At 41.2% G+C, this 25,887-nt stretch carries 25 protein-coding genes; 24 read left to right on the top strand and 1 reads right to left on the bottom strand.

Translation table 11 applies throughout. The features are described 5' to 3' along the window. Positions 1-23: 23 nt before the first annotated feature. From nusA to PAT01_RS05855, 23 genes are all read left to right on the top strand, one after another. A complete protein-coding gene (gene nusA, locus PAT01_RS05965) occupies positions 24-1,523 on the top strand; it encodes a transcription termination factor NusA (protein ID WP_004585884.1) in 1,500 nt (499 codons plus the stop codon). A 25-nt stretch (positions 1,524-1,548) separates the two neighbouring features. Beyond that, a complete protein-coding gene (gene infB / locus PAT01_RS05960; RefSeq protein WP_004585885.1) occupies positions 1,549-4,206 on the top strand; it encodes a translation initiation factor IF-2 in 2,658 nt (885 codons plus the stop codon). 109 nt (positions 4,207-4,315) lie between these two features. Beyond that, positions 4,316-4,723 carry a 30S ribosome-binding factor RbfA gene (rbfA, locus tag PAT01_RS05955; protein ID WP_004585886.1) on the top strand — a complete coding sequence of 136 codons (408 nt, stop codon included), beginning with the start codon at positions 4,316-4,318 and terminating at the stop codon, positions 4,721-4,723. Continuing rightward, entirely contained in the window at positions 4,723-5,667 is a 945-nt protein-coding gene (gene truB / locus PAT01_RS05950; protein WP_054982205.1) for a tRNA pseudouridine(55) synthase TruB, read from the top strand. Before rbfA ends, truB begins: the two co-directional genes overlap by 1 nt. 109 nt (positions 5,668-5,776) lie before the next feature. Further along, positions 5,777-6,046: a 30S ribosomal protein S15 gene (rpsO, locus tag PAT01_RS05945; protein WP_004585888.1), complete on the top strand. Its 270-nt coding sequence runs from the start codon at positions 5,777-5,779 to the stop codon at positions 6,044-6,046. A 500-nt stretch (positions 6,047-6,546) separates the two neighbouring features. Continuing rightward, positions 6,547-8,673 (top strand): polyribonucleotide nucleotidyltransferase, encoded by a 2,127-nt coding sequence (gene pnp / locus PAT01_RS05940; protein ID WP_004585889.1) that lies wholly within the window; start codon positions 6,547-6,549, stop codon positions 8,671-8,673. A 140-nt stretch (positions 8,674-8,813) separates the two neighbouring features. Beyond that, positions 8,814-9,692: a lipoprotein NlpI gene (gene nlpI / locus PAT01_RS05935; protein ID WP_029773956.1), complete on the top strand. Its 879-nt coding sequence runs from the start codon at positions 8,814-8,816 to the stop codon at positions 9,690-9,692. Beyond that, on the top strand, positions 9,676-10,809 hold the full coding sequence (locus PAT01_RS05930; RefSeq protein ID WP_154945164.1) for a hypothetical protein: 1,134 nt from the start codon (positions 9,676-9,678) through the stop codon (positions 10,807-10,809). The genes nlpI and PAT01_RS05930 overlap by 17 nt, the downstream gene beginning before the upstream one ends. Positions 10,810-10,963: 154 nt before the next feature. After that, the gene (locus PAT01_RS05925; RefSeq protein WP_055253048.1) at positions 10,964-13,756 is read left to right on the top strand and encodes a monovalent cation/H+ antiporter subunit A; all 2,793 of its coding nucleotides are present in this window, start codon (positions 10,964-10,966) and stop codon (positions 13,754-13,756) included. Continuing rightward, positions 13,756-14,109 (top strand): Na+/H+ antiporter subunit C, encoded by a 354-nt coding sequence (locus PAT01_RS05920; protein WP_004585893.1) that lies wholly within the window; start codon positions 13,756-13,758, stop codon positions 14,107-14,109. Before PAT01_RS05925 ends, PAT01_RS05920 begins: the two co-directional genes overlap by 1 nt. Continuing rightward, on the top strand, positions 14,106-15,623 hold the full coding sequence (locus PAT01_RS05915) for a monovalent cation/H+ antiporter subunit D (protein WP_154945162.1): 1,518 nt from the start codon (positions 14,106-14,108) through the stop codon (positions 15,621-15,623). Before PAT01_RS05920 ends, PAT01_RS05915 begins: the two co-directional genes overlap by 4 nt. Further along, positions 15,623-16,159, top strand: a complete 537-nt coding sequence (locus tag PAT01_RS05910) for a Na+/H+ antiporter subunit E (RefSeq protein ID WP_054982208.1) — start codon at positions 15,623-15,625, stop codon at positions 16,157-16,159. The genes PAT01_RS05915 and PAT01_RS05910 overlap by 1 nt, the downstream gene beginning before the upstream one ends. Further along, complete coding sequence (locus PAT01_RS05905; protein WP_004585896.1) at positions 16,153-16,422, top strand: K+/H+ antiporter subunit F; 270 nt, start codon at positions 16,153-16,155, stop codon at positions 16,420-16,422. The genes PAT01_RS05910 and PAT01_RS05905 overlap by 7 nt, the downstream gene beginning before the upstream one ends. Before the next feature lie 9 nt (positions 16,423-16,431). Continuing rightward, positions 16,432-16,764, top strand: a complete 333-nt coding sequence (locus PAT01_RS05900; protein WP_004585897.1) for a Na+/H+ antiporter subunit G — start codon at positions 16,432-16,434, stop codon at positions 16,762-16,764. A gap of 292 nt (positions 16,765-17,056) precedes the next feature. Next, positions 17,057-17,554: a DUF2059 domain-containing protein gene (locus tag PAT01_RS05895; RefSeq protein ID WP_054982209.1), complete on the top strand. Its 498-nt coding sequence runs from the start codon at positions 17,057-17,059 to the stop codon at positions 17,552-17,554. Positions 17,555-17,704: 150 nt separating this feature from the next. Next, positions 17,705-18,142 (top strand): MerR family transcriptional regulator, encoded by a 438-nt coding sequence (locus PAT01_RS05890; RefSeq protein WP_154945160.1) that lies wholly within the window; start codon positions 17,705-17,707, stop codon positions 18,140-18,142. After that, positions 18,139-20,382, top strand: coding sequence for a heavy metal translocating P-type ATPase (locus PAT01_RS05885; RefSeq protein ID WP_154945158.1), 2,244 nt, complete (start codon positions 18,139-18,141; stop codon positions 20,380-20,382). The genes PAT01_RS05890 and PAT01_RS05885 overlap by 4 nt, the downstream gene beginning before the upstream one ends. A gap of 10 nt (positions 20,383-20,392) precedes the next feature. Further along, the gene (locus tag PAT01_RS05880) at positions 20,393-20,743 is read left to right on the top strand and encodes a cupredoxin domain-containing protein (RefSeq protein ID WP_029772196.1); all 351 of its coding nucleotides are present in this window, start codon (positions 20,393-20,395) and stop codon (positions 20,741-20,743) included. Positions 20,744-20,844: 101 nt separating this feature from the next. Beyond that, on the top strand, positions 20,845-21,060 hold the full coding sequence (locus PAT01_RS05875; protein WP_024033778.1) for a TIGR02450 family Trp-rich protein: 216 nt from the start codon (positions 20,845-20,847) through the stop codon (positions 21,058-21,060). A gap of 540 nt (positions 21,061-21,600) precedes the next feature. Next, positions 21,601-21,813, top strand: coding sequence for an EF-hand domain-containing protein (locus tag PAT01_RS05870; RefSeq protein ID WP_004585903.1), 213 nt, complete (start codon positions 21,601-21,603; stop codon positions 21,811-21,813). Between the two features lie 422 nt (positions 21,814-22,235). Next, positions 22,236-22,439 carry a calmodulin gene (locus PAT01_RS05865; protein ID WP_154945156.1) on the top strand — a complete coding sequence of 68 codons (204 nt, stop codon included), beginning with the start codon at positions 22,236-22,238 and terminating at the stop codon, positions 22,437-22,439. A 73-nt stretch (positions 22,440-22,512) separates the two neighbouring features. Further along, positions 22,513-22,719, top strand: coding sequence for an EF-hand domain-containing protein (locus tag PAT01_RS05860; RefSeq protein ID WP_154945154.1), 207 nt, complete (start codon positions 22,513-22,515; stop codon positions 22,717-22,719). A 232-nt stretch (positions 22,720-22,951) separates the two neighbouring features. Then, positions 22,952-23,896, top strand: a complete 945-nt coding sequence (locus PAT01_RS05855; protein WP_154945152.1) for an EAL-associated domain-containing protein — start codon at positions 22,952-22,954, stop codon at positions 23,894-23,896. A gap of 52 nt (positions 23,897-23,948) precedes the next feature. Here PAT01_RS05855 and PAT01_RS05850 read toward each other — a convergent pair whose 3' ends face one another. Next, positions 23,949-25,571, bottom strand: a complete 1,623-nt coding sequence (locus PAT01_RS05850) for a M28 family metallopeptidase (RefSeq protein ID WP_154945150.1) — start codon at positions 25,569-25,571, stop codon at positions 23,949-23,951. Between the two features lie 155 nt (positions 25,572-25,726). Between PAT01_RS05850 and PAT01_RS20065 the strand changes: the two genes are divergently transcribed. Further along, positions 25,727-25,876 carry a hypothetical protein gene (locus PAT01_RS20065; protein ID WP_024033773.1) on the top strand — a complete coding sequence of 50 codons (150 nt, stop codon included), beginning with the start codon at positions 25,727-25,729 and terminating at the stop codon, positions 25,874-25,876. Positions 25,877-25,887: the final 11 nt, after the last annotated feature.

Genomic DNA, 25,887 nt, shown 5'->3' with positions numbered 1-25,887 from the left:
ATAGGGCAAGCGAGGCATTACCCATGGCAAAAGAGATATTATTGGTTGCTGAAGCCGTTTCCAATGAGAAAGCGGTTCCAAAAGAAAAGATTTTTGAAGCGTTAGAGTTCGCTCTAGCAACAGCGACAAAGAAAAAACACGATGGCGAAATTGAAGTACGTGTATCAATCGACCGTAAAACCGGTGATTACGACACGTTCCGTCGTTGGCAGATTGCAGAAGTTCAAGAAGATGGTTCTTTAGAAAACCCTTACAGCGAAATCACATTAGAAGCAGCTCAAGTTGAAGAACCTGACTTGCAACTGGGTGATTATGTTGAAGAACAGATTGAATCTATCAAATTCGACCGCATAACTACACAAATGGCAAAGCAAGTTATCGTACAAAAAGTACGTGAAGCTGAGCGCGCTTTAGTTGTAGAAGCTTATAAAGATCAAGAAGGCGAGCTAGTAACAGGTGTCGTTAAAAAAGCAACACGTGATGCAATCGTACTTGATTTAGGTAACAACGCAGAAGCGGTTATTTACCGTGACGATATGCTGCCACGTGAAAACTTCCGTCCAGGAGATCGTATCCGTGGTCTTCTTTACGAAGTTAAACCTGAAGCACGCGGCGCACAGTTATTTGTAACGCGTTCAAAACCAGAAATGCTGATGGAATTATTCCGCATTGAGGTGCCAGAGATTGGCGAAGAAATGATTGAGCTTCGTGCTGCAGCACGCGATCCGGGTTCACGCGCTAAAATCGCCGTTAAATCTAACGACAAGCGTATTGACCCAGTAGGTGCGTGTGTTGGTATGCGTGGTGCACGTGTTCAAGCTGTATCATCAGAACTTGGTGGCGAGCGTGTTGATATCGTACTTTACGATGACAACCCAGCGCAGTTTGTTATTAACGCAATGGCACCGGCTGAAGTAGCTTCAATCGTAATGGATGAAGACACTCATTCAATGGATATCGCTGTAGAAGCTGATAACCTAGCACAAGCAATTGGTCGCAATGGTCAAAATGTTCGTTTAGCAAGCCAATTAACTGGCTGGGAACTAAACGTAATGACTGTTGAAGACATGCGCGCTAAAAACGAAGCAGAGTCAGATAAGTTAATTAACTTATTTACTGAAAACTTAGATATTGATGATGAATTTGCATCATTACTTATCAACGAAGGTTTCTCAACACTTGAAGAAGTAGCGTATGTGCCAGCTTCTGAGTTTTTAGAAATCGACGGCCTAGATGAAGAAACGGTTGATTTACTGCGCTCACGTGCAAAAGATGCATTAACCACTAAAGCGCTTAAAACGGAAGAAAGCTTAGAAGGTGTAGAGCCTGCTGAAGACTTACTTGCGCTTGAAGGCTTAGAGCGTCATCTAGCATTTGTTATGGCAAGCAAGGGTGTAATTACACTTGAAGACTTAGCTGAGCAAGGTATTGATGAATTGGTAGATATTACAGAGCTAACACCTGAAAAAGCAGGTGAGCTAATTATGGCTGCACGTAATATTTGTTGGTTCGCAGACGAGTAATTTATTAACGGAGGTATTACACACTATGGCAGAAGTAAATGTTGAAAAACTAGCCGGCGATATAGGTACAACTGTTGATAAATTGCTTCAGCAATTTTCACAAGCGGGTATCACTAAAAAAGCAGGTGATAATGTAACTGAAGCTGAAAAAGCACAGTTACTTGATCACTTAAGCAAATCGCACGGTGGTACTGGTTCAGATGGCCCAGCACGTATGACTTTACAACGTAAGAGCAAAAGCACGTTAAGTGTAACGGGCTCTACGGGTAAGGCAAAGGCTGTTCAAGTTGAAGTTCGCAAAACACGTACTTACGTGAAAAAGAGCGCAATGGAGCAAGAGCAAGAACAGCAACGTCTAGCCGCTGAAGAAAAAGCGCGTATCGAAGAGCAGCAAAAAGCTGCACAAGAAGCCGCTGAATTAAAAGCGAAACAAGAGGCAGAACGTAAAGCAAAAGAAGACGCTGATCGTAAAGCCAAAGAAGAAGCTAAACGCAAAGCAGATGCAGAGCGTAAAGCTAAACAACAGCAGATGACCCCAGAGCAAAGTGCTAAGTCTGAGAAAGATCGCATCGAAGCTGAGCGTCTGCAGAAAGAAGCAGAAGAGGCCGCATTGAAGAAAGCTGAAGAAGAAGCGAAACGTCAAGCAGAAGAGGCAAGAAAGCTAGCTGAAGAAAATGAAGCTCGCTGGAAAAAAGAAGAAGAAGAACGTAAGAAACGCGAAGAAACCGCGGATCACCATCTTACGACTTCTACTTATGCACGTGAGGCAGAAGATGTTGCCGATGCACGTGATGAGCAAGGTTCACGCCGCGCGAAGAAAAAGAAAAAAGCCCCAGCAAAAGATAAATTTGCAGGCGCTAAAGGCCGTAAAGGCAAGCTAAAAGCACCTACATCATTGCAACATGGTTTCCAAAAACCTACTGCCGATGTTAAAAATGAAGTGCGTATTAGCGAAACAATTACAGTAGCTGAGCTTGCATCGCGCATGGCTGTTAAAGGCGCTGAAGTTGTTAAAACAATGATGAAAATGGGTGACATGGTTACCATTAACCAAGTGATTGACCAAGAAACAGCACAACTTGTTGCTGAAGAAATGGGTCACAAAGTTATCATCGTTAAAGAAAACGAATTAGAGCAAACAGTACTAAATGACCGTCATGAAGATGGTAAGTCTGAGCCGCGTGCGCCAGTAGTAACTGTAATGGGTCACGTTGACCATGGTAAAACATCAACGCTTGATTACATTCGTTCAGCTAAAGTTGCATCAGGCGAAGCCGGTGGTATTACACAGCACATTGGTGCATACCACGTTGAAACTAACGGCAACATGATCACTTTCTTAGATACACCAGGTCACGCCGCGTTTACATCAATGCGTGCACGTGGTGCTAAAGCGACAGATATCGTAATCTTAGTGGTTGCAGCAGACGATGGTGTAATGCCACAAACTAAAGAAGCGGTACAGCATGCTCGCGCAGCTGGCGTTCCTTTAATCATTGCTGTAAACAAAATGGACAAAGAAGGCGCAGATCCAGATCGCGTTAAAAACGAGCTAGCTCAGTTAGACGTTATCCCTGAAGATTGGGGCGGCGATACGCAGTACGTTCATATCTCAGCTAAAACAGGCTTAGGTATTGATGACTTACTTGAAGCTGTTCTTATGCAATCTGAGCTTTTAGAGCTTCGTGCTCCATCAGAAGGCATGGCAGCAGGTGTTGTAATTGAATCTCGTCTTGATAAAGGACGTGGTCCGGTTGCTTCTATCTTAGTTCAATCAGGTACCCTTAACCAAGGTGATATCGTACTGTGTGGTCTTGAATACGGCCGTGTTCGTGCAATGAAAGACGAAAACGGTAAAGACATTAAATCAGCAGGTCCTTCTATTCCAGTTGAAATTTTAGGTCTCTCTGGTATTCCGGCTGCAGGTGATGAAGCGACTGTTGTTAAAGATGAGCGTAAAGCGCGTGAAGTTGCTTTATACCGTCAAGGTAAATTCCGCGACGTTAAATTGGCTCGTCAGCAAAAAGCGAAGCTTGAAAACATGTTTACTAACATGGCTGAAGGCGATGTATCAGAAGTTAACGTGGTACTTAAAGCAGACGTTCAAGGTTCAATCGAAGCAATTTCAGACTCACTAACTAAGCTTTCTACTGATGAAGTAAAAGTGAAGATTGTTGGTTCTGGCGTAGGTGGTATCACCGAAACTGATGCAACACTTGCTGCTGCATCTAACGCAATCGTAGTTGGCTTCAACGTTCGTGCCGATGCATCTGCACGTAAAGTGATTGATACTGAAAACTTAGACCTTCGCTACTACAGCGTAATCTATGCGCTAATCGAAGAAGTTAAGCAAGCCATGTCTGGTATGCTTGCTCCTGAGTTTAAGCAAGAGATTATTGGTCTTGCTGAAGTACGTGACGTGTTTAAGTCTCCAAAAATTGGCGCAATTGCTGGTTGTATGGTTACTGAAGGTACTATTAAACGCAGCGCACCAATTCGTGTACTACGTGATAACGTGGTTATTTACGAAGGTGAGCTTGAGTCACTACGTCGCTTTAAAGATGACGTTCAAGATGTTCGTAACGGCATGGAATGTGGTATCGGCGTTAAGAACTACAACGATGTTCGCGTTGGTGACCAAATCGAAGTATTCGAAACAGTTGAAGTACAACGTACACTTTAATTGCTCGTAAACTAAGATTGTAAATGGGGGCTTTGCCCCCATTTCTGTATCCATTATTTAATTAACTTATTATTTTAATTCAGTAAGTTATGGTTTTAGGAAAACAATCATGAGAGAATTTTCTCGCACTGATCGTGTTGCTCAGCAAATTCAAAAAGAAATTGCTGTAATTTTACAACGCGAAATTAAAGATCCGCGCTTAGGCATGGTGACAGTGTCTGCGGTAGAAGTATCGCGCGATTTATCTTACGCAAAAGTTTTTATTACGGTGTTTAATACCGAAGATGAAAACAAAGCAAAAGAAAGCGCAAAAATACTTAACGAAGCAACGGGCTATATCCGCTCGTTATTGGGTAAGCGTATTCGTGCTCGTATAATGCCTGAGCTTAAATTTGTAGTAGATAACTCACTAATGGAAGGGATGCGTATCTCTAACTTAGTGGACTCTGTTATTCGCGAAGATAACGCTAAACATGTTGATGATGAAACTGATAGCGAAGAAGGCACTAAAGACTAATGGCAAGACGCAGTAAAGGCCGTCCGATTGATGGTATTTTGTTGTTAAACAAACCTCAAGGCATTTCATCGAACAAAGCCCTACAGCAAGCTAAAGGTATTTATTTTGCCCAAAAAGCTGGCCATACCGGTGCGCTAGACCCACTGGCCACTGGCATGCTGCCTATTTGCTTTGGTGAAGCGACCAAGTTTACCCAATTTTTGCTCGATACAGATAAAACTTATGTGGTAAGAGCAAAGTTAGGTGAGCGCACAACTACCTCTGATTCAGATGGCGAAGTGGTTGAAACCCGTGACGTAAACGTTACCACTGAACAGTTAGCTGCAGAAATTGAAAAGTTTTTAGGCGAGTCAGATCAGTATCCATCAATGTACTCAGCGCTTAAATATGAAGGTAAGCCTTTATATAAATACGCGCGTGAAGGCATTGAAGTACCGCGTAAATGCCGAAAAATAAACGTGTTTAGCTTAACGCTTGATGAGTTTGATGAAGCAAATAACGAAGTACAAATGACCGCCCATGTATCTAAAGGGACGTACATTCGTACCATTGTTGATGATTTAGGCGAAAACCTAGGCTGTGGCGCACATGTTATTATGCTGCATCGCTCAGCGGTTGGCCATTACCCTAAAGATAAAATGGTATCGCTTGAGCACCTTGAAACCTTATTAGCCAAGGCCAAAGAAGAAGAGGTGGCCCCTTCTACATACCTTGATGAATTACTATTGCCAATGGATAGTGCATTGGTTGATTTACCCGTTGTAGAAATTAGCAAAGAGCAGGGCGTTTCGTTTAGCCATGGACAAGCAGTCGTACTAGGCACTGATTTACCCGAAGGGGCAATTAAAGTTCTGGCTGATGGTGTGTTTATTGGCACCGGTGAGCGCAACCCTGACGGGCATTTAAAATCAAAGCGTGGCTTGTCTAATCAGCAACCCGAGTAAACTTTAACTTGTAGTTATTCTCATAGTTGGTAGAATACGCCCGCTTAATCGTTTTGGCTGAATTAGTGATCGGCTAAAGCACCTATTAAATTTAACTTTTGGAGTTATTATGTCACTAAGCAATCAAGAAAAAATCGATATCATTGCTAAATTTGCACGTGCTGAAGGCGACACTGGTTCACCTGAAGTACAAGTAGCTTTACTTACTTTTGATATCAACAAGCTTCAAGGTCACTTTGCTGACCACAAGCATGACTTCCACTCACGTCGTGGTCTGCTTCGTAAAGTAAGTACTCGCCGTAAATTGCTTGATTACCTTAAAGGTAAAGATATCTCGCGTTATACTGCGTTAATCCAAGAGCTTGGCCTACGTCGCTAAGAACTTGATTACGAGAAAAGGAGCTTTATAGCTCCTTTTTTTGTGCCTAAATTTAACGCTTCACACTCCATCGTTAACTTAATCTCCCTGCAATATAAATAACACCAACCTTGTGCTAGCACTTAACAATTAAGGGTAGGCAACGCTTGCAATAACTGCGTTAAAATTATCTTTAAGAACAATTTAATAGCGAATTATTCACCTAGTTATCTAAAGGTTTTTCATAGCTAAAAATTAAACGCTTAATTAAACGCTTTGCGATAAAACAATTAAAAAATAATGTGGCAAAAGCGATTACGTTTTATCTTTGGGTAGGCTCGCAATTTTACGTCGCTTTGGTATATACTATGCGCGTAGATAAATAGGTTATCTGCAGTCATTAAAAATTTTGCCAATTGTAGTACTTAATTGATTTCCAACTGAATACAATTATGTACTGTAATTGGCCCTTTTAATGACACTTATTAATGAAATATAAAAACATTTAAGGAATATTTTAAGTGCAAGCAATTATTAAAGAATTTCAACTAGGTCAACACACAGTCACCCTAGAAACAGGTGCAATCGCACGTCAAGCAGACGGCGCAGTATTAGCAAGCATCGGCGACACGTCAGTATTAGTTACTGTAGTTGGTAAGCGTGAAGCTCAACCTGGTCAAGACTTTTTCCCACTAACAGTTAACTACCAAGAGCGTATGTACGCTGCGGGTCGTATCCCGGGTGGTTTCTTAAAGCGTGAAGGTCGTCCTAACGATGGCGAAACACTTATTGCACGTCTTATTGACCGTCCAATTCGTCCACTTTTCCCAAATGGTTTCGTAAACGAAGTACAAGTTATTGCAACCGTTGTATCTGTAAACCCTGAAATCCAACCAGATATGGTTGCGATGATTGGTACATCAGCAGCACTTGCTATCTCTGGTATCCCATTTAGCGGCCCAATTGGTGCGTCACGCGTTGGTTACATCAACGGTGAGTACGTACTTAACCCAACACTAAAAGAGCTTGAAGAAAGCCAACTTGATTTAGTAGTTGCAGGTACTGATAACGCAGTACTAATGGTTGAATCAGAAGCTGACGTACTAGCTGAAGACGTAATGCTAGGCGCGGTTGTATACGGCCATGAGCAATCTCAAGCTATTATCAACGCAATCAACGAATTTAAAGCAGAAGCGGGCAAGCCTACATGGGATTGGTCTGCACCTGAGAAAAACGTATCGCTTGAAGAAAAAGTAGCTGAACTTGCAGCTGATAAAGTAGGTGAAGCTTACCGTATTACCGATAAAGTAGCGCGTAAAGAAGCATTAACTGCAGCAAAAGACGCTGTAATTGAAGCGCTTACAAGCGAGCTTGCTGAAGATGAAACACTTGATAAGCAAGAAGTAGGTAAAGTATTTGGTTCTTTAGAGAAGAAAATTGTACGTGGCCGCATCACTGCTGGTGAAAAACGTATCGATGGTCGCGAACCAGACATGATCCGTGCATTAGACGTAATGACAGGCGTATTACCACGTACTCACGGTTCTGCAATCTTTACTCGTGGTGAAACTCAAGCATTAGTTACAGCTACACTTGGTACAGAACGTGATTCACAGTTAATCGATGATTTAACGGGCACACACAAAAACCACTTTATGCTTAACTACAACTTCCCTCCATTCTGTGTAGGTGAAACTGGTTTTGTAGGTTCTCCTAAGCGTCGTGAAATTGGTCACGGTAACCTAGCTAAGCGTGGTATTTCTGCTGTAATGCCTACACTTACTGAGTTCCCTTACTCAATTCGTGTTGTATCTGAAATCACTGAATCTAACGGTTCGTCTTCAATGGCATCTGTTTGTGGTACGTCACTAGCTCTTATGAACGCGGGTGTACCAATTAAAGCGTCTGTTGCGGGTATCGCGATGGGTCTTGTGAAAGAAGATGAGAAGTTTGTTGTTCTTTCAGATATCTTAGGTGATGAAGATCACTTAGGTGACATGGACTTTAAAGTAGCAGGTACTACTAACGGTATCACTGCACTACAAATGGATATCAAGATTGAAGGTATCACACAAGAAATCATGCAAATTGCGCTTAAACAAGCAAAAGCTGCACGTTTACACATTTTAGGTGTGATGGATGAAGCGATTTCTGCTCCTTCTGAAGAATTATCAATGTTTGCTCCTCGCATCTACACTATGCAAATTCCTGCTAAGAAGATTGCTGAAGTAATTGGTAAAGGTGGCGCTACAATCCGTCAACTTACTGAAGAGACAGGCACAACAATTGAAATTGAAGACGACGGTACAATTAAGATTGCTGCAACAGACGGTGAAAGCGCGCAAAACGCAATTACACGTATTGAGCAATTAACAGCAGAACTAGAAGTAGGTACTATCTACACTGGTAAAGTTGTACGTATTGTTGACTTTGGTGCGTTTGTAAACATTCTTCCTGGTAAAGATGGCCTAGTGCATATTTCTCAAATCAGCACAGAGCGTGTTAACAACGTAACTGACCACTTAAGTGAAGGTCAAGAAGTTAAAGTTAAAGTACTAGAAGTAGACCGCCAAGGCCGCGTACGTCTAAGCATTAAAGAAGCAATGGAATCAGCAGCACCTGCAGCTGATGAGTCAAAAGACGCATAATTGCTAAACTTTAACCCGTTAATATACGCGGGATAATAAAAAAGGGGCTGTTTAGCCCCTTTTTTTATGCTTTAATGAAACCTTATTAGACAAGGTCTGTCTTATTTTTATTGCGATATATCTTGGTATTAAGGATTTTAATGATACTCAAACATTTAGCTTTGGCATCTTTTGCTATTTTGTCTTTAAGCGCTTGCCAAACCACGACTGAATCAAAACCTACGCCGATTGTTAATGTGCCTTTTACTGCACCCCTTGCATCTGACTTTAGAAGTGAAATTGCGATTGCACGTTACTCTGAGCTATTAAATCGAGCCGATTTAAGTACCGAGCAACAAGCTAAGCTTTATTATGACCGTGGGGTATTATTTGATAGCTTAGGAATGACCACGTTATCGCGCATTGATTTTAACCGCGCTATAAAACTAAAGCCTGATTTAGCCGAGGTGTATAACTTTTTAGGTATTCAGCACACTTTAATGCAGCAATACGAAAAAGCGTATGAGTTTTTTGACTCAGCCCTTGAGCTTAATGAAGAGCATGAATACGCTTATTTAAACCGTGGCATCGCACTGTATTATGGTGAAAGAGCAAACCTGGCGCAAAGTGACTTTGATGAGTTTTTAGCGCGTTCACCCAACGATCCTTACCGTGTTTTATGGCTTTACCTGGCACAGTCGCAAGAGGATAAACAACAAGCATTAGCCGCTCTTAAAACAAATGCTGCAGCCCTGGATGAATCGCAATGGGCGTATCAGTTAATTTCGCTTTATACCGGCGATATGAGTGAGCATACGTTTTTATCGGGTATTAGCGAGGGCGTTAAATCAGAGCAAGAATACGCACAGCGCTTATGCGAGGCGTACTTTTACTTAGCCAAAATGCACCAAGCAGCCGGTGAGCAGTTTTTAGCTGCTGATTACTTTAGGTTGGCATTATCCACTAATGTGCATGAGTTTATTGAATACAAATATGCACGTTTAGAGCTTGAGCTTATGGCTGGTGCAGACGCTAGTTAAATACCTGTGTTATCTGATTGGTTTGCTATTTAGCCTGCTTATTGAAGGCTCTAGCAACCAGTTAAGCAGCATTAGCTTTTGGCATGTACTTCACGCTCAGGCTAATCCGCTGCAAAGTTATTGGCAATTTCCCCGTTACTTTGCAAATAATATTGCACATCTTCCCGAGCTGACCTTAGGCTTTTTAGCGCGTAAAAATATCCCATCAGCTCAGTACAATTATTCTTTAAAGCTGATTAATGCAAGCAAAAACGAGCAAGCAAAGTTATTTTGGCTACAAAGTATTGAGCATGTTGGGCACAACAAGCGCCAACAACTCGCGGATGCTCTTTTAAAGCAAGGGCGCTGGAATGACCTTCAACTATTGTTAGCCCAAAACTTACTGCCTAAAGGCGCGGCATTTAATCATTTAGCGCTGCACAAAGGGAGTGACTATGAGCAAGTTTCGCCTTCCTTTTTACATCAACTTGGTTTTGCAGCGTTAAATACACGCCCGCCGATTAACAATAGCTGTAGTTACAATGTGCTGCTATTAGGTGTAAATAGAGGAGCCTTGTTTAAGTTATCAAGTTTTGCCGCGCAGTATAATAAAAAACCTGAGCCGCAAAGCGGGGCGTATTGCTTAAGTAAACCGGTTTACGCTGGGGGCGCAATTGACTGCGCTCCCACCTCGGACATGGCTAATTGCTTATGGCAAAACGCGCACTTAAAAGCGCAGTCTACTAACGGTTATGACTACACTGTAATTATGGGTACGAGCGGCAGCGCCAATGTAACAGGTAAAAAAATGCAGCTAAGTACCCAGGCAAACTATAATGTATTTTTGCATGAGCTAATGCACTTTAGTGGTTTTGAAGATGAATATACGCTGCCTATTTCTAAACAGCGCTGGCTGTGTAAACGCCAAGGATACGTGGCCCCAAATTTATATATTTCGCAAGGTGAGGCTGCGCCAAATGGATGGCACAAAAGCTTAAGCTGCCAGCAAGGCGGCGTGGCATATAAGCCAGCTAAGCAATGGTCAATTATGCAGTATCAACAACTAGGTTTATCAAAGCGGTACAGGGCTTTGTGGGTTGATCAAATCAATGCTGCTAAAACCGCTCAGCTTGATTAAATTTAAATCGATTAGGCTTGCTATCTATAGACAAAATGGCCGTTTATAAGTATAACTGTACGTATTAATGTCGTTTAAAAACAGACAGTAAAAGCATCTTTTCGTGATGTATAAAACGTAAGGATAAACTTATGATTATAAAAGGCCCTACATTATGACTTTGCTCTGGATACCTTTGTTATCCTTAATTGGCAGTGTTATTTCTTCATGCACCGGCAAACTATCCCGTACGCAAGCTGCAGCTGTCACTGTACTTGCCCCTTTAGCAGCATTAGGTATTACGCTATACCACACCCCCGCTATTTTAGCAGGTGAAACGATTCGTTATGCTGTAACGTGGATCCCCGCTGTTGGACTGGACTTATCATTTCGTCTTGATGGCTTGAGCTTACTGTTTATGTTTATGATTTTAGGCATAGGCATACTGGTAATTACCTACGCACGTTATTATCTGAGTAAAAACGACTCCTTAGCTAAGCTGTATAGTTACTTATTGTTGTTTATGACCGCAATGCTGGGCATTGTTATGTCTAACAATGTTATTCAGCTTTGGCTGTTTTGGGAACTGACCAGCATTAGCTCGTTTTTATTAATTAGCTATTGGTGGCATAAAACAGAAGCACGAAAGGGCGCTCGCATGGCGCTAGCTGTTACTGGTGCCGGTGGCTTAGCACTGCTGGCAGGTTTAATGTTAGTGGCCGATATAGTTGGCAGTTACGACCTAGATGTAATTTTAGCTAGCAAGGCAATTGTTCAATCACATGATTTATACGAAATAGCACTGGTATTAGTTTTGCTAGGTGCATTTACTAAATCGGCACAGTTTCCATTTCATTTTTGGCTACCTCACGCTATGGCAGCCCCAACCCCTGTTAGCGCGTATTTACACTCTGCGACTATGGTAAAAGCAGGTATATTTTTATTAGCGCGTTTTCACCCAGTACTTTCAGGTACAGATACTTGGTTTTTACTGGTTGGTTTAACCGGTTTAACAACGCTTTTATTTGGCGCTTATATCGCCTTATTTAAACACGATTTAAAAGGCCTGTTAGCGTACTCAACCATTAGCCATTTAGGGTTAATTACCCTGTTATTGGGCCTAGATACTGAGCTCTCTACTGTGGCGGCAATATTCCATATTATTAATCATGCCACGTTTAAAGCCTCGCTATTTATGGCAGCAGGTATAATTGACCATGAAACCGGCACTCGTGATATGCGTAAGCTTAATGGTATGTGGCGGTATTTACCGTATACGGCCACACTTGCCATGGTTGCGGCTGCTTCAATGGCGGGTGTGCCATTGCTTAACGGCTTTTTATCTAAAGAAATGTTTTTTGCCGAAACCTTACATCAGCAAGTGCTTGGCTCTATGTCGTGGTTAATCCCGGTGTTAGCCACTATTGCAGGGGCGTTATCGGTGGCTTATTCGTCGCGTTTTATTCACGATGTATTTTTTAATGGCGAGCCAATTGATTTACCACGCCAGCCGCATGAGGCTCCGCGTTATATGCGACTCCCTATTGAAGTATTGGTTGTGCTGTGTGTGCTGGTTGGTTTGTTCCCGCATTTTTCAGTCGATGGCATTTTATCTGCTGCGTCTTTGGCTGTACTTGGTCAAAAGGTACCAGAGTACGAACTGGCTATATGGCATGGTTTTAACTTACCGCTATTAATGAGCGCCATGGCGGTAGTGGGTGGTTTGTTTATTTATATAAATCGTAAATACCTATTTCAATTTCAAGCATCATTACCGCCACTTAATGCTAAAAAAACCTTTGAGCTAATTGTGCTTAAAGTTATTAATTGGTGCCAAAGCAGGGTAAACACTATCGAAAACGGCTCATTACAACGCTACATTTTTGTAATGCTGGCGGTGGTATTGTTATGTGCCGGTTGGCCATTATTTGAAATGCAACAATTAGCGGGCAGTATGCCGCGTATTCCGGTTGATGTGCATAACGCAATAGGTGCAGGCCTACTGATTATAGGTGCTTTTGCTACCGTTATTTGGCATCGCTCACGCGTAGTTGCGTTACTAATGATTTCTATTGTAGGACTTATGGTGTCGGTGGCGTTTACGCGTTTTTCTGCGCCCGACTTAGCGCTTACGCAATTAACGGTAGAAGTAGCAACCGTTATTTTATTAATGTTGGCGTTGTTTTTCTTACCACAACATACGCCTAAAGAGTCTAGTTCGTTACGAGTACTCAGAGATTTAGGGATAGCCTCAACATTAGGTGTTGTGGTGGCAAGTATATGTTATGCATTACTTACACGCCCACTCGAATCGATATCAGATTTTTTCATAGCCAATGCCAAAACAGGAGGTGGCGGTACCAATGTAGTAAACGTTATTTTGGTTGATTTTAGGGGCTTTGACACCCTAGGCGAAATAACCGTATTGGGTATTGCAGCGTTGGGTATATTTAAAGTGCTTTCTCGTATTCCATTGTTCATGCCAGCAAGTGATGGTGAAGGGCGCCCATGGGCACGCGAGCGCCACCCTATACTACTTGCCAGTATTTCGCATAGCTTATTACCGCTTGCATTATTAGTATCGGCTTATATTTTCTTACGTGGTCATAACTTACCTGGCGGCGGCTTTATTGCAGGTTTAGTAACATCAATTGCCTTTATATTGCAGTACATGGCTCATGGCTCAGCTTGGATAAGCGAGCGCTTTGCAGTCAACTACCGGAAAATTATTGCATCAGGTATCGGTATTGCCTTGTTTACTGGAGTCGGTAGCTGGTTCTTTGAACGGCCGTTTTTAACTACGTGGTTTGATTATTTCGATATCCCATTTATTGGCAAAACAGAACTTGCAAGCGCAATTGTGTTTGATTTAGGCGTTTATTTAACAGTGGTTGGAGCCACGTTAATGATATTAGCAAGCCTTGGCAACATGACAGCAGATACCCAGAAAAAAGAGGTAAATATTTAATGGAGCTATTGTACGCATCTTGCGTTGGTGTATTAGTTAGTTGTGGAGTGTTTTTACTGCTAAGAGCCCGTACGTTTCCGGTAGTGCTTGGCCTTACTATGATTTCCTATGCCGTTAACTTATTTTTGTTTTCTGCGGGTCGCTTAACCATAAATAAAGCGGTTGTGCTTGGTACAGGGGCTGAATATGCCGACCCTTTACCTCAAGCACTAGTACTTACTGCAATAGTGATAGGGTTTGCAATGACTGCGTTTGTGGTTATTTTAGCTATACGTGGTAGAGCCGATTTAGGAAGCGATCATGTTGATGGGCAAATCATCAAAAGCGCAGCCGATAGCAAGGAGCAAAAATGATTCAACATTTAACCTCTTTGCCTATTTTATTACCTATGTTGGCAGCGGTAATATTGCTTTTGCCACCCTGTGGTAAAAGTTTACGTATTCGCCGTATTGCCTCGTCAATCATGGCGGTGATCACATTTATTGTCAGTGCATTGCTGTTAATCCATGTATATAACAGTGGTATCAATGTATACGCTATTGGTAATTGGTCTGCTCCTTTTGGCATAGTGCTTGTTGCCGATATGCTTTCTACTTTATTGGTTGCACTCACATCCTTTTTAGGAATGGGAGTCATTTTATATGGCTGTGCCGGCGATGATGCAAAAGGAAACTTTTTTCATCCATTAGTTCATTTTTTAATATTAGGTGTTAATGGGGCATTTTTAACGGGTGACTTATTTAATGTATTTGTATTTTTTGAGGTGTTGTTGATTGCCTCATACTCACTACTTATGCATGCCGGAGATAAACAAAATACCCGTGCAGCGCTCCAATACGTCATATTAAATTTGGTTGGCTCGAGCGTATTTTTAATTGGTTTAGGTATTTTATACGGCGTACTGGGTACATTAAACATCGCTGATATGACGCAAAAAGTAGCCCTGTTAACGGGCGATGATGTCTTTTTGGCGAAGGCCGGCGGCTTACTGCTGTTAGTTGTATTTGCTTTAAAAGCTGCATTGCTCCCTTTGCACTTGTGGCTACCTAATACTTATGCCAGTGCAAAGCCTGTGGTTGCCGCTTTATTTGCTATTATGACCAAGGTGGGTGTATACGCCATGCTGCGCGTTTATACCGTTATTTTTGGTGAGCAAGCCGGTGAGCTTGAACATATGGCGCAATCGTGGTTATGGGGCTTAGCCATTGCTACTATAGTGGTTGGTGCAATTGGCGTAATGGCTGCGCAAGATTTACGTAAGTTAACGGCAAATTTAGTTGTTGTATCAGTGGGCACGTTAGTCGCTCTAATTGCACTGCAAAACGTAACTGCAACAGCTGCACTGCTTTATTATTTAGTACACTCCACATTAGTCAGCGCTGCACTATTTTTATTAGCTGATTTAATTGCCACACAAAGGGGCAAAGTAGGGGATAGACTGGTTGCCGGACGAGCCGTAAACCAACCTTACTTATTAGGAGCATGCTTTGTAATTGCTGCATTAACCGTAGTAGGTATGCCGCCGCTATCGGGGTTTGTTGGAAAAGTTTGGATCCTCAAAACAACCTTAAATAGCGAGCAAGCCTTACTATTTTGGCCTGTTTATTTAATTGCTAGTTTTGTTTTATTAGTTGCACTTTCTCGTGCTGGTACAAGTATGTTTTGGGAAAGAAAAGGCAATAAAACAGAAAGCGCCGAGGGCGAAAATGCTCACCCATTACAAGTGATGATAATTGTAGGGCTACTTGCGTGCTCACCTTTGTTAGTTGTTTTTGGCGGACCAATAAGTGAATACATGGTTAGTGCTGCTACGCAATTGCATGACATAAGTGGTGGCATTAATGCAGTTATGAAGGGAGGTGAGTAATGAGGTTACAAGCCCGTTATCGTTGGTTGCCAACGCCGTTTCGTAGTTTGTTTTTGTTTTTAATTTGGTTGTTGCTTAATAATAGTGTATCCGCAGGGCATATAGTATTAGCTACGTTTTTTGCGATATTTATTCCGCTATTAAGTGTTTCATTACGTGATCCGCAACCTTTAATACTAAAGCCAGGTTTGGCACTAAAACAATTACTCATTGTACTTTACGATATAGTGGTTGCTAATTTACAGGTAGCCTTATTAATCGTTGGCCCAGCTAAAAAGTTACGTCCTGCTTTTGTTAAGGTGCCTATAGATTTAATACACGATATGCCCATTACAATTCTTGCCAGTTGTGTATCTCTTACTCCTGGTACAGTAAGTGCCGAGGTATATCCTATTCCTGAGTCACTAGAGGAAGGCGAAAAGCCTAAACAGCGCTATTTACTTATACATGTGCTTGATTTAAAAGATGAAGAGGCACTTATTAAGCAAATTAAACAGCGCTACGAAGCTCCCCTAAAGGAGATATTTCAATGTTAGATACTGTATTACTTATTGTATTTGCCATGATTGGTTTATCGTTACTGTTAAACCTATGGCGATTAATTATTGGCCCCTCAGTGCCTGATAGAGTTTTAGCCCTAGATACTATGTACATTAATGTTATCGCGTTAATTATTTTATACAGTATTAGTATGGGCACTGGTTTGTACTTTGAAGCCGCGTTATTAATCGCGATGCTTGGCTTTATAAGTACTGTTGCAGTGTGTAAGTATTTACTACGCGGCGACTTAATTGAATAGGATATTATAATGATAAGCGAGTGGGTTGTATCAATATTACTACTTTTTGGTGGGCTATTTATTTTAATAGGGTCGCTGGGCTTAATTAAATTACCTGATTTTTACATGCGCTTACACGGCCCTACTAAAGCAACAACACTGGGTATGGCCAGCATATTAATTGCTGCAATGGTGTTTTTTGCAACGTCGGTGCACACCATAAGCGTAAAAGAGATTTTAATTACCGTGTTTTTATTAATTACTGCCCCTATTAGTGGGTATATGTTAATAAAATCAGCGATTCATCATAAGCTTAAAGCAAAAGAAGGCACAAAAGGGCTCGATAACGTAGAAGACGATTAGCCCCTGTGCACTGATAAAAAGGCCAAATAAACATGTTTTATTTGGCCTTTTTAGTATGGGTTTACACATTTACAAACTATTTTATACCCGTTCGCATAATTAAGTAATTTACTCTGAGGCTGGTAAAACGTGTTGATAATTTAGTAAAAAATTAGCTATTTAGTTGTTCTGAATGAGAATTTTTTAACGTAAGTAGCGACCCGTTTACCCCCGTAAAATGAGTAAGTATTATTGCGGATTGATATTAATCATGTGAGTATGGTCTTACTTTTTTATATTTAAGGATATGACAATGGCTAAGGCACTATTACTTTCGTTACTTATATTTTCTGGCAGCGTATTGGCTGACGAAGCAACTAAGCAGCAAAAAATAGACGAGCTGATAAACGTGATGAACATGGATGCTATGGTTGATTCTATGTACGGGCAAGTTGAAGGCATGATGAAAAATATGTCTGCACAAATGGGTGTTAAGCCCTCTGAGCAAGCTATTTTTGATAAATACTACGCAGATATGACCAACGTACTTAAAACCGAAATGAGCTGGAAAAAAATGCAGCCGATGATGGTTAACGTTTACGACAAACATTTTAACGAGCAAGAAATTGCCGACATGCTGGCGTTTTATAAAACTGAAACAGGGCAAAAAATTCTTCAAAAAATGCCTGTAGTAATGCAAGAGTCTATGCAAATGTCGCAAAGCCTAGTGCAAGATGCAATGCCAAAAATTCAGCAAATAGCCGGTGAACTAAGTGAAGAGCTAAAAGCCTCTCGCCAACAAGAAAATTAATCTCTCTGCCTCTTTTTAAGCGCGCCCATTAGCGCGCTTTTATTTTATCAGCTCCAGTAAATTTAAATTATGCTTTAATGCTCCCCTCTATTGACCTGTGTGTCACACATAGGTTTACAATTGAGCTCTAAAATCTAAGGGGGCTAAATTATGTATGTTAAGCAATTAGCGAAGTTAATGAGTGTAACGCCTGATACAGTTCGTCATTACACACGAATAGGCCTTTTAACGCCCATACGTAGCCAAAGTAATGGTTATCAACAATATACAAAAGCAGACCGCCAACGTTTACAGTTTATTATAAGCGCCCGAAAGCTCGGGTTTTCCCTAAAAGATATACAGCATATCATTGGCGAGTCAGAACAAGGGCATTGCCCATGCCCACTTACACGGCAAATTATTGCAAAACGTTTAGAAGAAACCGAAGCCTTGTTTCAAGAAACCCTTAAATTACGAGTGCGTATGCAAGCGGCGTTAAAACAGTGGGAAACATCGACAGACGGCGCTGTTGCAAGTGATGTGTGTAGCTTAATAGAGACGTTTGTTGACCCACTTGTTGAGCCAAATAAAAGCGGAGATGTGCAATGAGTAGCAGTAAAACAACAGAGCAAAACTTTATTATTGAAGGTGCTAATTGTGGCAGTTGTGTAGCCAAAATAGAAAAAGCCCTCAATAGTGTGCAAGGCGCAAACAATGTCGAAATGAACTTTGCAGATCGCACCGTACGAGTAGAGGGTAGCGCGCAGCAAAGCACATTAATTAGCGCCGTTGAAAATATAGGTTACAGCGCAAAACCTATGGATAACACATCAGAGCAAGATGCGCTTGATGAAAAAGCCAAGTCAGACGAGGCACATTACAAAAAGCTAATGCGCAACATGATGCTGGCTTTAGGTGTGGGCGTACCGCTTATGATTTATGGGCTTATTTTTGATATGAGCGTGACAACCACTAACCAGCGAATTGCATGGGGTGTGGTCGGTATTATCACGTTTGTCGTTATGGCTGTAGCAGGTAAGCAATTTTATAAAGGCGCATGGCAGTCATTTAAAAATCATGGTGCTAACATGGATACGCTTATTGCTTTGGGAACGGGCACTGCGTGGTTATATTCAATGTTTGTTGTACTTGCGCCTAGCTTACTACCTGAGGTTGCAAGGCACGTTTATTTTGAAGCTTCTTCAATGATAATCGGGTTAATTAGTTTAGGCCTGGCTTTTGAAGTGAAAGCGCGTGGACGTACTTCGCAGGCTATTAAGCGGTTAATTGGCTTACAAGCAAAAACAGCCCGTGTAATACGCGATGGCGCAGAGCAAGATATAGACATTAGTGATGTGCAAAAGGGCGACCATGTAAGGGTACGCCCAGGCGAAAAAATCCCGGTAGATGGTGATGTGCTCGAAGGTAGCAGCAAACTAGATGAATCTATGCTCACGGGTGAGCCTATGCCAGTGAGTAAACAAGCAGGCGATAAAGTGGTTGCTGGCAGTATTAATAAAAGTGGTACATTATTATTTGAAGCCACACATATAGGCCAAGAAACAACCCTTGCCAATATCATTAATATGGTAAAACGCGCGCAAAACTCTAAGCCTTCAATAGGGCGATTAGCCGATGTTATATCGGGCATTTTTGTGCCCACAGTAATGATAATTGCGATACTAGCAGCCCTTGCATGGTTGAATTTTGGCCCAGCCCCTTCAATTGCTTATGCTGTGGTAGCGTTAACCACCGTGCTGATTATTGCATGCCCGTGTGCGCTGGGTTTAGCAACGCCTATGTCGGTAATGGTGGGGATAGGTAAAGCCGCCGAGTTTGGCATATTAATTCGCTATGGCGAGTCACTGCAAACTACCTCTAAAATTACTACCATGATTATAGATAAAACCGGCACTATCACCCAAGGTGCACCACAGGTAACAGATGTTGTAACGTTTAATAACGCAGATGAAAATAACGTAATGCAATTAGTTGCAAGCCTCGAAAATAGCTCTGAGCACCCACTTGCGGAGGCGATTACACAGTACGCTCAAAAACAAAACGTAACCTTGAGTAAAGTTACCGACTTTGATGCGATTACCGGTAAAGGTGTAAGTGGAACGGTGAATGAGCAAACACTGCTATTTGGCAATAAAGCGCTTATGGATAAATACGAGATTGCAGTTGATGACGCCACAGAGCAAGCACACACCTTTGCAAATGATGCAAAAACCCCGATGTACTTTGCCTGTAATAACCAACTTATGGCCTTAATTGCGGTGGCGGACCCGCTAAAAGAAGACTCAGTACAGGCAATCAAGCGCCTGCAAAATGAAGGTATTCATCTAGTAATGCTCACTGGCGATAATAAAGCGACCGCACACGCTGTGGCTAAAAAAGTCGGTATTGATGATTTTATCGCAGAAGTGTTGCCAGAGGATAAAGTAAACGAAGTCACTAAACGCCAGCAGCAAGGCGAGATTGTAGGCATGACGGGTGATGGGATCAATGATGCCCCCGCGCTTGCTAAAGCAGATGTCGGTTTTGCAATTGGCACAGGTACAGATGTAGCCATAGAAAGCGCCGATATTACTTTAATGCGTGGCTCACTTCATGGCCTTGCCGATGCTATTGCCATTAGTAGCGCAACAATTAAAAACATTAAACAAAACTTGTTTGGTGCCTTTATTTATAACGTTGCGGGCATCCCTATTGCAGCCGGTGTGTTGTATCCGTTTATTGGTGTACTACTAAACCCAGTAGTGGCGGGCGCAGCTATGGCGCTTTCATCACTGACAGTAGTCACTAATGCCAATCGCTTACGTTTTTATAAACCCAATAAGCGCTAAGGAGTCGATAATGTTAATGATAAATTTACTTGGTGCAGTATTAATAGTGGCCATTATTTATTGGTTTTGGCTTTATAAGCCAAAGCAAATACACAGTAATGATAATACGCAAACCATAGTGGTAGATAACGGCGTTTATCAACCAAGTCATATAAAGGTGGCGGCTAATAAAAAAGTAACGCTTACATTTGATAGAAAAGACAGTGCACCGTGCGCCGAAACTATGGTGTTCCCGCAGCTTGATGTAAGTGAAAGCCTTGCAATGGGAGATAATACAATCACTTTGCCTGCACTTAAAGCAGGTGAGTACGACTTTCATTGCCAAATGAAAATGTATAAAGGTAAGTTAATCGCTGAGTAACCAGTGAGTAGATAAAGTAACATTAATACGGCCTAACTTTATGTTGAGCTAAACAACGGGTTATGTCGTATTAGTGTTAATTAAGCACACTAGATTATTTAATGAATAACTTAAACCCTAAAAAATTACTAAACAGTAAGTGGACTGCCACTCCAGCTATCAACAAAGAAAAACACTTTATCATTGTAGAAGTAGAATACGATGAAGAGGGTAATGTAATTGAATGCATTACCGAGTCGGTATTTTCTAAAAATCAGTACTCAATACGCTGGCGAGATTTAAAAGACACACAAAAATGGCGTCAAGGCTGGAAGTAGTTAAATTGTTTTTATACTTTAAAAACGCCAATTTGTTTTGCCCAACTAAATGCAATGCGCTCTCTTTTTAATCCCTGCCTTTTACTAAATTCGCCATTTGGCAACAAATGCCTGTTTTTTACAGGCTTGCCATGCTTTTAAAAAATAAACGCTAAATATTTTTTTAAATATCAATATATTTCAATTGGTTATGTTTTAGGTTTTATGACGTTTAATTGTTTTAATTAAGCTGTTCAGCTTTAGTTTATTCTTAAACTTCCCCAGATTATGTTTTTAGTTAGCTTTTAGCTCATGTGTGGCTTTTTTATAAATCATAAGCTGTTGATTCTATTGCTTTATTTTAAGTGGCTCATCTAACTGTTGCTAAAAAGCAACAAAAATACCCCTCGAAACTTAATTTTTCCATATACTTATCGCATAACTCATTGTTTATTAATTGAAAATAAAACATGGCACTGAAGTTGTAATAGTTAAGCTGTATTAAGCAAAACGTGGGTAACGCCAATTGGCTACTCCCCTAACCCTATGAAGGATTTCATTATGAAAAAGGCACAATCAACATTGGTATTAATGGCTTTAGCCTCTTCATCAGCGGCTTTTGCAGTAACAGATTTTGACACACTCGATAAAGATGGCAGTGGCACATTAAGCCCGTTAGAAGCATCTGCTGATGCTGAATTAATGAGTCAGTTTACAAAACTTGATACTGACAAAAACAACGAGCTATCTAAGAGTGAGTTCGACAAAGCATAAGTGAGTGCTTTGAGTAGTTAACGCCCAGTGGCACGTTAATTCTGAGTTGCCAAAGACAACCTAAGTAGGCAAGGGAGCTTACCATAAAGAATAACAAGGACAGTGTAATACACAGGGCATTTTATTATAAACGCATAGCGAAGGAATCGATATGTAAAAGCGATACCCAACTTTGCTTGCAATAGCGCTGGTATTTTCTGGCACATTTGCAAAGTTTGATACCAACACAAGCGGTAAACTTTTTAAAGCAGAGGTTTTACAAGCGTAGACGATTAATGCGCTGTGGTGTAAGCATGATTCTGAGTTGCCAAAGACAACCTAAATAGGCAAGGGAGCCTATTAAAAAGAATATCAAGGAAGTGAATTGTAACCACCTCAGTGCAAATTTATACAGGTAATGCATATTATTGAAGGATTACATTATGACTAAGCTGAAAACAACACTTGTACTTATCACCTTGGTGTCATCATCGGTGGTATTGGCAAATACAGAGTTTAAAACACCTATGCAAGGCGAAGGTGATTTAACAAACCAAAGTGATCAATCAGCAGAACAAATAATGCAGCAATTAAATATGCAAAGCCGAAATGGCCTAACCGAAAACGATTTTTTTGAATACAAATAACCGATTCTCCCTTTATGGATCTCAGAAAAGGATTTCTTCCCCTTTGCCAATCACTTAGCCTAAGGAAATGATTATGAAAAAATTTATCGCACTTCTAGCCCTTGCCTCTTCATCAGCGGCGTTTGCCGCGGTCGACTTTAACAGTTTTGATGTCAATGGCGATGGCGTAATTAGCAAAACAGAAGCACAAGCCAACGCACAGTTAGCACGGTTGTTTGATAAGCTCGATACAGATAAAAATGGTGAGCTTTCACAGCAAGAGTTTTCTAAAGTACAATAATTTTATGGCGTAGTTTTACGCGCTTAAAATTTATCAGGTCATACTCACAAAGCAGTTAAGTAACATTTACTTAGCTGCTTTTTTTGTGCATGGCGCAGGCATAACGGCTTTTTCACCAAATAGGTGCAAATGAGCGCAAGTTAAAACCTTAATCTTATGAATAAAAACATTTTTTATACTTGGTTTTAAACTTGCTTAGTTAACGCTATAGCAACTGAGTGAGTACACAATTATGGCGCGAATGAGTTATATAAGTAGTGTTGAGCGCTACCATGAGTATGAGCAAGTAATACACAGCTTGCTTGACTCTATTTTAATGAGTATTGAAGATGGGCTTAACAAAAATCGAGATACGCGTTTTTTAGTAAAGCAATATCCCTTTTTAGAGCTGCAATACTGTTTAAACGAATCTGGGCTTCAGCAAGGCAATAATGTTTGCTTTAAGCGTGCCTATAAAAAATTAGCCGAGCAAGGTAATCAGCAAGATTTAAGTGAGCGCCCTTACTTTTTACAATCTAAACAAACCGACTCGGTGTGCTTTACCGAACCGTATATTTCTATCGCAACTAATCATTTATGTATTTCGGCTATTAAAGAGCTAAAAAAGCCAATTAACCAGCAGCATTATTTAGTGTTAGACGTATGCTTAACCCAGTTAATTGAGTTTGTAATGGGAGACAGCGCGCGAGCCGGTATTTCGCCTTATTTTAAAGCGGGTTATGGGGTGATTGTGGCGTGTTTATTTACTTTGGTACTCTTTTTACTGAGCATAGTATTTAACGATATATATGCATTATTAACCCACTTTGACTCAGCGTCTGATCCCCTCGAGCCCTTTAGCATTATTATATATATTACTTTAGCGTTGGCCGTGTTTGATTTAGGAAAGACCATTCTCGAAGAAGAGATTTTAATGCATAAGGATATATTTAGGCACTCTTCTACACGGCGTACAATTACCCGGTTTATATCTACCGTGCTAATTGCAATATCTATTGAGGCGCTATTAACCATGTTTAAGGCAGCGTTGGGGCAGGCTGAATACTTATTACCGGCCATTGCGATGATGCTTGCGGTGGTAGGGCTTTTAATAGCCTTGGCTATTTATGTGTATTTAGGAGCAAAAGCTGAAACCTTACTAATGCGGGCGCGCTCAAAATTAAAATCCTCCAAGTAGGAGGATTTTAATGCGATTGGTATGATTATTATTTAGCTTTAAACTTTACCTGCTAATGCGGCTTATCTTGCTCGCGCTTTGCTTTAAAGTCTGAGTCACTCGTCCATGTAGGCCAATCGCCATTGTTAGCAAGCTTTGTGGCTATATCAACAATAAGCTCTATGTCTTGCTTTACGCCACCTAATGACCACTGCGGCGAGTAATCGTCGGCTTCTTTATGGTATTTATGCGCAATGTAATCAGGGTCGGTATCGCCAAGGCTCATAAATAATAAACTCGGCACACCTTGCTTAGCTAAAGAAAAATGATCTGATCTAAAAAACAAACCGTTTTGCGGGCGAGGGTCCATTTTAACAACGCGACCTTGCGCTTTTGCCGCGTTTGCTAGGTAGTTTTCTAGGGTGGATAAATCTTTACCGTATTGCAAAATGTAATCGGTGCCATCTAGCACGTTCATTCCGTCAATATTTAATAGCCCGACCATTTGTTTAGTGGGCACAACGCCACCGGTTGCAAACTCTTGCGAACCAATGAGGCCAGTTTCTTCTGCGGTAAAATTAGCAAATAAAATAGAGCGTTTAAACGGTGTTTGCTGGTGGATTTGATTCATAATGCGGGCAATTTCAAGTGTGGCCGCTGTGCCAGAGGCATTATCCACTGCGCCGTTATAAATTTTAGGGCCGCTGTCGGTTTGCTTGGTACCAAAATGATCCCAATGAGCACCTATTACCACGTACTCATTAGGGGCGTCGCTTCCTGTAATTTGCGCAACTACGTTATGTGATTTGGCATGCGATACTTCGTTTTTAAATGAAAGGTTGGCTGTTAAATTAAGCGCTGTGGCTTTAAAGTCATCACTTAAAGCCTTTTGTTTTAAATTTTGGTAGTTAAGCTGTGCGGCATTAAAAATTTGCTCAGTAGTATTAAGTGTTAGCCAGCCCATAACTGGGAGCTTAGAAGCGTTTAGGTTATTGTCCATCAGGGTGTATTTAGTCCCTGTGTTTGAGCTTTCAACCACGCCCCAAGGGTAAGCTGCAGGGGCAGTTTCGTGCACAATAAATACCGCTTTGGCACCTTGGCGTGCGGCTTCTTCGTATTTGTAAGTCCACCGGCCGTAGTAGGTCATAGCATTACCTGTAAATAACGCATCGTTTTGTGTAGCAAAGCCAGGGTCGTTTACCAATACAATAACGGTTTTACCTTCAACATTAATGTTTTCGTAATCGTTCCAGTTGTATTCGGGGGCATTAATACCGTAACCCACAAATACAATGTCAGAGTTTCGTACATCTATTACTGGCTGTAATTGCTCTGTACGGGCGGTAAAATCCTTACCTGCTTTAAACTTTAAGTCGCCCACCTGCAATTGCATATTTTGATTGGCCGTGACCATTGCCATTTTTACCGGCTGTAAAAACTTACCATTATACGCCCCAGTTAAACCCATAGCTTCGTATTGCTCGCTCAAGTAACCTACTGTTTTTACTTCACCATGAGTAAGTGGGCCGCGACCTTGAAAGTCATCAGAGGCTAGCGTTTTTATATGCTGTTTAACGTTATTTAGGCTTACGCCGGGCGTATTTTCTAAAGAAGAATGCTCGCTTGCAGGTTCAGAGCAACCAAAGAGAGCGACTAGCAGGCTTAGGCTAGCGCTTTTAAAAAAAGTAGAGGCCATAGTTTTCTGAATAGTTTTAAAAATTGGCTTTTAATATAAAGGAAGCACTGATGTGAGTCGAATATTTATCACCTTGCCAGTTCTATTTTTCAAAAATTGAAAATTGCCGGTGTAGGGTGTATAAATAATCGACAACAATAAATGGAGCACACACAATGAGCCAATCTAAAAAAAGCGGATACCTGTTTATAGGCAGCGGCGTAGCATTTTTTGCAGCAGCTTTGCTCGCACAGCAAGCGATGTTTTTTGCTTTAGCTGCATCTTTTGTAGTGTTAGGTACAATTAGTATAAAAAAAGCGGCTTAATAGCCGCTTAT

It is taken from the genome of Pseudoalteromonas atlantica (assembly GCA_007988745.1).
Classification (GTDB): domain Bacteria; phylum Pseudomonadota; class Gammaproteobacteria; order Enterobacterales; family Alteromonadaceae; genus Pseudoalteromonas; species Pseudoalteromonas atlantica.
Note: the sequence above shows the minus strand (reverse complement) of the source record. Positions and strands in the feature narration are given on the sequence as shown.